Annotated in this window: 8 protein-coding genes; 4 read left to right on the top strand and 4 right to left on the bottom strand. The window is 66.2% G+C overall.

Going from position 1 to position 10035, the window contains the following annotated elements; translation table 11 throughout:
• Positions 1-40: 40 nt before the first annotated feature.
• Positions 41-634, bottom strand: coding sequence for a TetR/AcrR family transcriptional regulator (locus tag WCJ52_RS08595; RefSeq protein WP_336902891.1), 594 nt, complete (start codon positions 632-634; stop codon positions 41-43).
• 91 nt (positions 635-725) lie between these two features.
• Between WCJ52_RS08595 and WCJ52_RS08590 the strand changes: the two genes are divergently transcribed.
• From WCJ52_RS08590 to WCJ52_RS08580, 3 genes are all read left to right on the top strand, one after another.
• The gene (locus WCJ52_RS08590; protein ID WP_336902890.1) at positions 726-2114 is read left to right on the top strand and encodes a carotenoid oxygenase family protein; all 1389 of its coding nucleotides are present in this window, start codon (positions 726-728) and stop codon (positions 2112-2114) included.
• A 325-nt stretch (positions 2115-2439) separates the two neighbouring features.
• The gene (locus WCJ52_RS08585; protein WP_336902889.1) at positions 2440-4140 is read left to right on the top strand and encodes a DUF1800 domain-containing protein; all 1701 of its coding nucleotides are present in this window, start codon (positions 2440-2442) and stop codon (positions 4138-4140) included.
• Positions 4141-4150: 10 nt separating this feature from the next.
• Entirely contained in the window at positions 4151-5722 is a 1572-nt protein-coding gene (locus tag WCJ52_RS08580) for a DUF1501 domain-containing protein (RefSeq protein ID WP_336902888.1), read from the top strand.
• Here WCJ52_RS08580 and WCJ52_RS08575 read toward each other — a convergent pair.
• From WCJ52_RS08575 to WCJ52_RS08565, 3 genes are read right to left on the bottom strand one after another with little or no spacing between them, the layout of a single operon-like run.
• The gene (locus WCJ52_RS08575) at positions 5712-6806 is read right to left on the bottom strand and encodes a phosphatidylinositol-specific phospholipase C1-like protein (protein WP_336902887.1); all 1095 of its coding nucleotides are present in this window, start codon (positions 6804-6806) and stop codon (positions 5712-5714) included. The genes WCJ52_RS08580 and WCJ52_RS08575 overlap by 11 nt on opposite strands.
• 60 nt (positions 6807-6866) lie before the next feature.
• Positions 6867-8192 (bottom strand): phytanoyl-CoA dioxygenase family protein, encoded by a 1326-nt coding sequence (locus tag WCJ52_RS08570; RefSeq protein WP_336902886.1) that lies wholly within the window; start codon positions 8190-8192, stop codon positions 6867-6869.
• Positions 8189-9313 (bottom strand): hypothetical protein, encoded by a 1125-nt coding sequence (locus WCJ52_RS08565; protein ID WP_336902885.1) that lies wholly within the window; start codon positions 9311-9313, stop codon positions 8189-8191. The genes WCJ52_RS08570 and WCJ52_RS08565 overlap by 4 nt, the downstream gene beginning before the upstream one ends.
• A 363-nt stretch (positions 9314-9676) precedes the next feature.
• On the opposite strand from WCJ52_RS08565, the gene WCJ52_RS08560 reads away from it, so the two are divergent.
• On the top strand, positions 9677-10035 hold a 359-nt coding region (locus WCJ52_RS08560; RefSeq protein WP_336902884.1), incomplete at its 3' end, for an NAD-dependent epimerase/dehydratase family protein.

The following is a 10035-nucleotide window of genomic DNA, read 5'->3' as shown; positions in this document are numbered from 1 at the left end:
CTTGGCGGTGGCGCATCTCCACCGCCTGCCGGTGGCGAGGTCAAGAGGCGGCGTGGGTGATCATGCTCCTGGAGGCCAGACGGTGTAGGCGCCGGCCCTCCTCCGGCGAGATCTGTCCCATCAGGACGAGCCCCGCGAAACCGTAGACGCTGGCCCAGAAGATGTGGCCCTGGTCTTCGGCATCGCCGGTGATCAGGCCGGCGTCGATCAGGCCCTGCACATGCCGCACCTGACAGTCCCGGGCGCGCCGCCCCGCCGCCAGCAGGCCCTCGGAGGGGGGTGCCTTCACGTCCTTGAGGTCAAACATCAGGGCGTAGGCCCGGGGATTGTTCACGGCGAAATCCAGATAGGCCTCTCCGACGGCGATCGACTTTTCTGCGGAGTTGCCATGCGCCTCAAAGGCCGCCTCCAGGGCGTCCGCGAAACGGTCGTAGGCGCTCGTCCGGACCGCATCGATGATCTCGTCCTTGTCACGGAAATAGCGGTAGGGCGTCATCGGGCTGACCCCCAGGGCGGCCGCCAGCTGGCGCATGGTCACCGCCTCGATGCCATGCTCAGCAAACTGGTCCTCCGCCGCCGCACAGAGGCGGGCGCGGAAATCAGCGACGTCGGTTTCCGACAGTATGCGCGGCATGCGGTCTCCAGGCCCGTGCGTCGCCGGACTTGCGTCCCGACGCCGGAAGGTCCACCACTTTACAACGTAATCCGGCTGAGGCGAGACCCCGATGAGCGAGAAGACCCGCGGCAATCCCTACCTGAACGGTAACTTCGCCCCGCTCCGGTCCGAGGACGACTTTGACCTCGAGGTGGTGGGAGAGATCCCAGCGGGCCTTGAGGGCACGCTCTACCGCACGGGCCCCAATCCCCAGTTCGATCCCCTGGATCCGCACTACCACTGGTTCACCGGCGACGGCATGGTCCACGCCTTCCGGATCGACGGCGGCAAGGTGACCTACCGCAACCGTTATGTCCGCACCCCGAAGTGGGAGCTTGAGCGCGAGCATGGCCGGGCCCTGTTCGGCGGCTTCAACCCCATGCTGAGCGACCCCGTCACCATGGGGAAGGACAGCGGCGTTGCTAACACCAACATCCTCTTCCACGCCGGCCGGCTTCTGGCCCTGGAAGAGGGGCACATGCCCTTCGAGTTAGACCGCGACACCCTGGAGTCCCGGGGCTATGCGGCTGAGTACGCCGGACGGGTCACTGCCCACCCCAAGCTGGATCCTAAGACCGGCGAGATGGTCTGGTTCGGCTATGGCGTCGGCCCGCACCCCTTCTCCACCACCATGAGCTATGGCGTGACGGACGCCTCCGGCAAGGTCGTGCGCCGCACCGACTTCGAGGCCCCGTACTCGGCCATGGTCCATGACTTCCTGGTGACCGAGAACTACGTCCTCTTCCCGGTCATGCCTCTCACTGGCAGCCTGGAAAGAGCCATGAAGGGACTGCCGGGCTATGCCTGGGAGCCGGAGAAGCCGTCCTATGTCGGCCTCATGAAGCGTGGCGACGATGCCTCGGCCATCCGCTGGTTCACCACCAAGCCAGGCTATGTCTTCCACCCGATGAACGCCCGCGAGGAGGGCGACCGGATCATCGCCGAGGTCTGCCTCTACGATGCCGCACCCCTCTTTCCCCTGGCTGACGGCCGGCCTGGCTCACGCAGCGGCGCCCGGCTGACCCGCTGGGAGTTCGACCTGACCGGTGCCACCGACCAGGTGAAGGAGACGGCGATCGACGACCTCGACTCCGAGTTCCCCAGGCTCGACGAGCGGTTCACCGGCCTCGCCTACCGCCACGGCTACTATACCGCCGACACGACGGGCGCGAAGTCGGTGAAGATGAACGCCATTGCTCACATCGACCTTGCCACGGGCGTCCGGAAGGTCTGCAACTTCGAGCCGGGTGACCAGGTCTCGGAGCCGGTCTTCGCCCCCCGTTCCGCGACCGCGGCGGAAGGCGATGGCTGGCTGACGACCGTCGTCTGGCGGGCTGCGGACAACCGCTCCGACCTCGTCGTGCTCGACGCCTCCAACATCGATCGCGGCCCGGTGGCGATCGCCAAGGTCCCCCGCCGGGTGCCCTTCGGCTTCCACGGTAACTGGGTGGGTGCATAAGGGTCCGCGCCTTCGCCCAACGGACACAGTTCGGCTCCAGGCTGGGGAAGGGCACACCCGCCGCTGGAGCACGTCACGCCCGGGCTGGACCGTCTGGGACGCGTGGTGAAGGTGCTACGGCGCTGCCGAATCGACCGGGGGTCCTTAAGGCTTATCCTGGAGGCGGCCTAGGCCCGGAACTGGATTGGGGTAGGATCGCCGTCATTTTTATGCTAGAATAAAAACGTATTGACCTTGTTTATTGGCAGGTCAAAAGCCACATCCCTTCGCGTCCCAAGACTCGCGCAAGGGCATCGTGACGTTTGATGGGACAGGGTGAAAAGTGATGCACCGCATCTGTATCTTGATCGCGGCCTGCATGTTTCTCGCCGCCTGTGGCGGTGGTGGAGGTGGTGGCGGCGGTTCCACCGGGTCTGGCCCGGCGCCAATCCCTGGCCCCACCGAGGCCGAAGCGGGTCGCCTGCTTGCCCAGGGGACATTCGGGGCGACCGAAGCCAGCATTGAAGCGGTCCGAGCGGGTACGGCGGAGTCCTGGATCCGCGCCCAGATTAACACGCCGCCGCCCTCGGTTTCCCACCAGGCCTACCTGGACGCCCGGCTTGCCGAGCTGCGGGTGACCTCTCCCAACGCAACACTCAGTTACGACCACTTCGTCGAAAGCTGGTGGCTTGCCTCGGTGACGGGTCCAGACCAGCTCCGGGAGCGGGTCGCCTTTGCCTATTCCCAGATCTTCGTGATCTCGCTGGCCTCGGATGTCGTCGATCCGCGGGGAGCGGGTGCCTACTACGACATGCTGACGGCCAACGCCTTCGGGAACTACCGTGACCTCCTCGAGAAGGTGACCCTGAACCCGATGATGGGGCGTTACCTCACCTATCTCGGCAATATGAAGGAGGACGCGGCGGGAACCCGGACACCGGACGAGAACTATGCCCGCGAGGTCATGCAGTTGATGACCCTTGGCCTGTACCAGCTCAACCTAGACGGAACGCCCAAGACAGACCTCAATGGAAAGCCCCTGGCCTCGTACAGTCCAGCCGACATCTCGGGCCTCGCTAAGGTCTTCACGGGCTGGTCCTGGTACAGCCCCGCACCGTCGGCCTCGACCTTTGTCGGCGGGAACCCGGACCCGGACTCCAAGGTGCGGCAGATGATCATCTATCCGCAGTACCATTCCACCTCCCAGAAGGCCTTCCTGGGCGCAACCATTCCCGCCTCGGCGACGGTCGACGGTCCGGGTGACCTGAAGATCGCTCTCGATACCCTGTTCAACCACCCGAACACCGGACCCTTCGTCTCGCGGCAGCTGATCCAGCGCCTGGTGACCAGCAATCCCTCGCCCGCCTATGTCCAGCGGGTCGCCGGCGTGTTCAACAACAACGGTGCCGGGGTGCGTGGGGATATGGGTGCGGTCGTCACCGCCATTCTCATGGATCCGGAGGCGCGAAACGCGACTTCGGCGGAGGATCCGGCCTATGGCAAGCTGCGCGAGCCGGTCATCCGCATGACCCACATGATGCGCGCCTTCCAGGGGAACTCCGCGAGTGGCAAGTGGCAGGTGCGTACGACCGGCGCCAACACCTCCCTTGGCCAAACGCCCCTTCTTGCAAGCTCGGTCTTCAACTTCTGGCGTCCCGGCTACGTCCCCCCCGCCACCACAGTCCTCGGGTCCCGGAACCTCGTCGCCCCGGAGTTCCAGATCGTCAACGAGGTCACCAACGCTGGCTATGTGAACGTAATCGAACAGACGATCAGCAACGGAATCGGAACAAGCAACGACGTTCGGCTTTCGCTCAGCAATGAGGTCCTGATTGCAGATCAGCCTGAACTTCTGGCGGACCGGCTGAATCGTCTACTCTTGGCCGGTCAGATGAGCAGCGCCCTGCGCAAGCGGGTACTCGACACCCTCAACGCCTACGCGATTTCGCCGACGGACCTGACCCAGGCGAGCCAGGCCAAGACCAACCGCGTGAAGGCGGCGGTCCTGCTCGTTATGACGTCCCCGGAATACTTGGTCCAAAGGTGAGGCGCACACAATGACCCGGCCTTCTCCCGCCACGCGGCGGCACCTCCTGAAGATGATGGCGGCGGCAGCACCCCTTGGGGTCGCGGCCCCCTTCGCCCTGCAGATGGCGACCTTGGGCTCGGCGGCGGCCCAGACGGTGCCTACCAGCTACAAGGCGCTGGTCTGCATCTTCCTGTTCGGCGGCAATGACAGCAACAACATGGTCCTGGCCACGGACTCGGACTCCTGGGGCCGGTACTTTGCGGCCCGGAATACGGGAAATGACCCGATCGCCCTGATGCCTCCCGGTACGCCGCCGGCCGCTGTGGGCAGTGTCTCGCCGGTCACCGCCCGCACCGTCACCCGGAGCACGCCGGAGTTCCTTGGCGGCGTCCTGCCCATCACGCCCCAGACACCCAACCCCGTACCCGCCGGAACCAACGCCTCCAGCCGGAGCTTCGCCCTACATCCGGCTATGTCGCCCCTGGTCCAGGGTACTGCCAGCCCCTGGAGCGCCGGACGCCTGGCCGTGCTCGCCAATGTGGGTACGCTGATCGTTCCCACCACCAAGACCCAGTACAACAACCGCAGCGTGAGTCTGCCGCCGAACCTGATGTCGCACAACGATCAGGTCTCGATCTGGCAATCCGGTGCGGCCGAGGGCGCCAGGCGGGGCTGGGGCGGGCTCATGGCGGACACCATGCTGGCCCAGAACGGCTCCAGTGCTGTCTTCACGGCGGTCTCGGCAAACGGTAACGCCGTCTTCCTGGCCGGGAATACGGCGGTCCAGTACCAGATCAACACCTCGGCCCAGCCGGCAGTCCTGCCCAATGCGGCGTCCGGAAGTACGCTCTACGGTTCGCAGACCGCCGCCCTCACCCTGGCAGAGTCCATCCGCGACGTTTCGGGGACCAGCCTGTTCGCGCAGGATCATGGCGCCATGACCCGCCGGGCCATGGACTCCGCCCAGGCCCTGAACGCCGCCTTCGCCAGCGGCCCGGCCGCCTCGATCCCGGCACCGTCCAACTACACGAACCCCGTCACGGGCGTCGTGGAGGCCAATACACTCGCCACTCAGCTCAACACAGTTGCCAGGTCTGTGGCCGCCGCGACGGCCCTGGGCGTGACCCGCCAGGTTTTCTTCGTGGGCCTTGGCGGCTTTGACACCCACGACAACCAGAACACTACCCACACCAACCTGATGGGCAAGCTTGCGCATGCCATGGCCTATTTTGACGGGGTCCTGGGCAATATCGGCGGGCTGAACATGCGTGGCAGCGTGACCACCTTCACCATGTCCGACTTCAGTCGGACCCTTACGTCCAACGGCGACGGGACGGATCACGCCTGGGGCGGTCACCATCTCGTCATGGGCGGTGCAGTCCGGGGCCGGAACGTCTTCGGCCAGTTCCCGACTGTCGGCGTTGACCGGACGGGCTTCAGCAATCCGGACATGAGCGGGAACATCCTTGTTCCCACCACGTCGGTCTACCAAGTGGGTTCGACCCTGGGGAAGTGGTTCGGGCTCGCAGATGCCGACCTGCTCACCATCTTCCCCAACCTCGGCAACTTCTCCCGCCGGGATCTTGGCTTTATGGTCTGATCGCCGGTGCCCGCCGGCCCGTCCCACCCCCGGGCAGGGCGACTGAGTAGTCGCTGAGCCGGAGGTCCGGGGTCATATAGTCCGTGGAGACGTACTGCGCGCCAGAGGCAAAGGCGGCTTCCCGCCGACTGCGGTCTCCGGTTCGCGACTCTACGGTGTCGGCGTCTGCGCGGGTGCGGACGACCATGCCGAGGCGCAGGGCCTCGGCGATGCGCGGGCCATCCTTCGCAGGGTCATTCAGGGTGACATAGGCAGCATAGGGTGCCTCGAATCTGTCGGTGTTGACGAAGGCTGCCCGCCCTTCCAGCGAAGGACGGCCCTGGCTGTAGAGCGCCACCTTCCCTGGCCCCTCGTCGACGGCGAAGAAGACCTTGCCCCGGGCCGCGCCCAGGGATGGCCATCCCCCCTGCCGGACGGCTTCGCGCAGGGACGTCCCCGAGCCGCGTACCCGGTCCGGGGTAATGAGCCGATCCTTCCCGAAGACCGCACGGATCTCGGCATCCACCTCATCCATGCCTGCGGCATCGAAGGGCAGGAGGGGCGTCGCGCCCGGGAAGGGGATCTGGTCGTCCTTCAGGTTCATCATGATCAGAAGGGGCAGGTGGTCCGGATGGCGCGACGACCAGGCGCGAACCTCCTCCAGGCAGGCCCGGAAGGTTGGGCAGACGCTGCGGTAGTCGATGTCCGGAACATGCATGACCTTAAGGCCAGGCGAGGCCATGGGCCCGGTGTCGTAGTCGCCGCCCCCGGCCATCTTCAGACCCAGGGGCCGGGTCCAGCGACCGCCCTCCGGGTCCCGCACAATGTCCAGTTCCAGTTGCCGGGCGCCGGCGTCGAGCTGCTCGGTCAGGGCTGGGTGGCTGTAGTCCAGGCTGTCCGCCGTCTTCGGGTTCGCCGCCCTCAGCAGCTTCATCTCGGCCGGGGCGATGGCGCTCTTGTAGCTGTTGTGGGTGCCCAGCGCCTGCAGGGCGGTCATGGGCAGGGCGTCCACGGCCTGGCGCGTGCACCCCGGCACCCCTGAGGGCTTCTCGAGGTCGCATCCGGTGGCGGCGACGGCCGCGGCGGCGAGCAGGGCGATGATCATGGGGCGACTCCTCTGTTCTGGGCTCAGCCTGACAGAGGTGTGTGACGGGTTGAAGCCGTCTCAGCTCCCCCGCGGGAACCTTGGCTTGTCTGGCCGCCGCCAAGGCGGCTCTAGGCCCTCGTATCGGGCGCGGATCTCCGGGCGCGTGGCCGGCTGGTGCTGGGCCTGGCGCCGGGCGGTGTCGCCGAACCGCCAGCCATACTCGGCACCCAGGGCCTCGGGCGGGGAGTCGGGTCCCAGCTCGCCGATCCGCAGGTAGTTTCCCGCATCCATCATGAGGCGCTGGGACACTTGGTATTCCGAGCCGTTCCAGGCCCCCTCGACCCCGCCGTAGCCGGTCAGGGCGCCAAGGCGGTAAAGCAGCTTGGAGGAGGCCGACTCCAGCACTTCGCGCCGGGTGGACATCAGGTGCACCTCCTGCTGCCGCATCCAGGGCTTGACGCTGTTCATCACCAGGATTGGGCGCAGGTCATTGCTGCGGTTGACCCCTGTACCATGCAGGAGCCGGCCCTCGAACATCATCACGGTCCCCGCCGGCGCCTCGAGGTTGATGGCCGGGGGAAGTGGCGTGGTGATCGGCTGGCCAGGGGGGGTGTCGGCCATCAGACGGTGCGAGCCCGGCACCACCAGGGTGCCCCCGTTCTTCGCCGAGGTGTCCGCCAGGATGAACATGGTGTTCATGGTGAAGGGGGCGTGGGGCAGGTGGAAGGGCGCCGTGCCCTGGTCCATATGCAGGCCCTGGGGATTGTTGCCGGGCTGACTGATGATGGCGATGAAGGACGACATCAGGAAGTCGCGCCCCATGGTCTCATTCAGCAGCTGCTCGATGACGGGCCCGCCCTGCACGCCGGCGGGGTCGTGTTCCACGCACTGGACGAACTGCTCGCCCTTGTTGATCAGGCAGTGGATGAACTGCAGCCTGGGCAGGGCCTCATCGGGCCGCGGAGCCGATCCCTGCCAGACGGCGAGCCCCGCAAGGCGTTCGGCTTCAGCCTGGTCTTCGACCCGCCGCCGCATGCGGGCCTGCTGGTCGGGCGACAGGGCGTCGGCGATCAGGCAGTAGCCCCAGGTCTTCAGGTCCTGGCGCAGGCGGGCGATGTCGCGCACCGGCCGGGGCAGTTCGGCGTCCTTCCAGTAGGCCTGGGCCGCGCCCGAGGTGTTGAAGTAGAGGTCCTCGTCCTCCAGGTCGATCCCGGGGGTCGGCAGGTCCGCGGGAGCCCGGCTCGGGTCATGGCTGAACCCGCCCTTGGCGGCGGTGTGCACCCCTGTCCGGTAGAGGCTGCGGTAGGGCTCCCCGCTCTGGAGGAAGTCGGCGTAGAGCTGGGCCTCGCGCGGGCTCGCCGCGGCGATGAAGTCGGGGGTGAATTCGACCGGAACGGTAGTCATGCCTTGGCGGTCTCGGCGGACTTGCGCCCCTCGGCGACAGCCCCGGCCATGCCCTCCCACTCCGCCCACTGGTCGCACATGGCGTTCTTGGAGCGCTCCCAGGGATTGTTGCCGGGCTCGTACTCCAGCCACTCTCCGCTCCAGCCCCGGTCCGGATGGTCGGAGATACCGGTCAGCACCTGTCCCGGCTGGCGGCTCTTGTTGCGGATCCGGAAGATGATGTTCTTGCGGGACTCCGTGCCCCGCTCATTCCGTGAGCCGGAGTGCAGGATATGATAGGTCGCGATGCAGGCGTCGCCTGGCTCCATGAGCACCGGCGTGGGCTTTGGCCATCGCCTTCCGTCGGGTGTTGTCAGGCTATCGGCGTTCGTGAACGCGTCACGCATCGTGTCCGGCATGTAGACCATGCCGCAGCGGTTCTGCGCCTTGCTGTCCAGCCGCGACCAGCCGGGGCCTTCGGGGCCGATGCAGCCGTTCTGCGCCCTCTGCCACTGGAAGAAGTTCTCGCTGGCGTGGTGGGAGCGCGGCAGGACCATGGTCTGTCCCCGGCCCTCCTCGGTCTGGTCATTCAGGCAGACAAAGAGGAAGGCGTTGAAGCTTCCAAGGGACAGGGTCATTTCCGGATCCTGGAAAAGGGGCGTGTGGTTGTGCCCCATCACCTCGGCGCAACGGCCGATGTCGCCCAGCGGACCGGAGGCGATGTGCCGCCGGTAAATCTCTTCCGGTGTCCCCTCCATGGGCTCCTGGGGCGACCGGATGGTGATGTTCCCGTCCATGTGCAACTCGGCCCCGAAATAGGGCATGTCGCAGTCCCGGTAGCCGACGCTGTTGAAGGATTCACCCGGGTCCCGACGCTTCAGGATTCCCACCTGGCAGGCGCTGGGCGGGTCAAACCTTCCGAGCGCGTCGTTGAGGACGGGGGTCAGGTCCGACCGGTTGACCAGGTCGGTCAGGGCTGTGTCCATCCAGAGATTCTCGCCGCGTTCGGCGCCGCGGATCCTGTTGCGCGCCGCCTCGACCAGGGCCTTCGGAACCGCCTGTCGGACGATCACGTAGCCCTCGGCATAGAACTGCCGCTTTTCGTCGTCGGTGAGCTTACGAAGAGTCGAGCCCTGTTCCATGGTCCTGAGCCTCCCTGTCGGCCACCACTTTTGAGCAAGTGGTTTGCTGAAGCAAGGCTACCATCGCAAACCGGGGCTTGCATTCGGAAATTTCGCACTATCTGACGAGGATCGCGCCATTCCCTCGGGTTTGGAGATTTAGGGCGGGTTTCAAGGGCGTTTTCCTATGTCTTCCAGACGCGGGCCATCTTCAGTCGCGGCCGGGCTGGCTCGCAGGATCAGTCGAATTCTGGATTGGGTATGTGGGGCAGCCTGCGAAATCGGTTGATGGTCGCGGGAATTCGGGTCAGGCTTTACCCCAAGGCAAACGCGGGCGCCGGCGAGAAGCTCTCAGTCAGGTGACCAGACGTGGAGGAAACGCCCATGACTTCTCCCATCCGTCCGGACGGGGGTCCGGTCGTCGTCACTGGCGCCGCCGGCTTCATCGGTTCGCATATCGTCAGGATCCTGGTCCGGCGCGGCTACGAGGTCAGAGCCTGTGTCCGCGACCCCGGCATCCTGGCCAACACCGCCCACCTCTCCGCCATCGGCCAGGAGGGTCCGGGATCCGTCAGTCTCTATCGTTGTGACATGACCGTGCCGGGCGCCTACGACGAGGCCTTCCGGGGCGCCCAGGGCGTCTTCCACGCCGCTGCCGAGATGGGCAACCTCGAGGGATCGACGCCCCAGAAGGTGTTTGATGGCGGGCTGCTCGCCACGCGCATGCTCATGGACAGCGTCGC

The organism is Phenylobacterium sp. (genome assembly GCF_037138395.1).
Lineage (GTDB): Bacteria > Pseudomonadota > Alphaproteobacteria > Caulobacterales > Caulobacteraceae > Phenylobacterium.
The sequence above is the reverse complement of the archived record's forward strand: the minus strand, read 5'-3'. Positions and strand labels throughout refer to the sequence as shown.

Excerpts from the sequence above, each read along its gene's own strand:
- WCJ52_RS08565 (WP_336902885.1), bottom strand. The coding sequence starts at position 9,313 with ATGGAACAGGGCTCGACTCTTCGTAAGCTCACCGACGACGAAAAGCGG.
- WCJ52_RS08595 (WP_336902891.1), bottom strand. The coding sequence starts at position 634 with ATGCCGCGCATACTGTCGGAAACCGACGTCGCTGATTTCCGCGCCCGC.
- WCJ52_RS08585 (WP_336902889.1), top strand. The coding sequence starts at position 2,440 with ATGCACCGCATCTGTATCTTGATCGCGGCCTGCATGTTTCTCGCCGCC.
- WCJ52_RS08580 (WP_336902888.1), top strand. The coding sequence starts at position 4,151 with ATGACCCGGCCTTCTCCCGCCACGCGGCGGCACCTCCTGAAGATGATG.
- WCJ52_RS08575 (WP_336902887.1), bottom strand. The coding sequence starts at position 6,806 with ATGATCATCGCCCTGCTCGCCGCCGCGGCCGTCGCCGCCACCGGATGC.
- WCJ52_RS08570 (WP_336902886.1), bottom strand. The coding sequence starts at position 8,192 with ATGACTACCGTTCCGGTCGAATTCACCCCCGACTTCATCGCCGCGGCG.
- WCJ52_RS08590 (WP_336902890.1), top strand. The coding sequence starts at position 726 with ATGAGCGAGAAGACCCGCGGCAATCCCTACCTGAACGGTAACTTCGCC.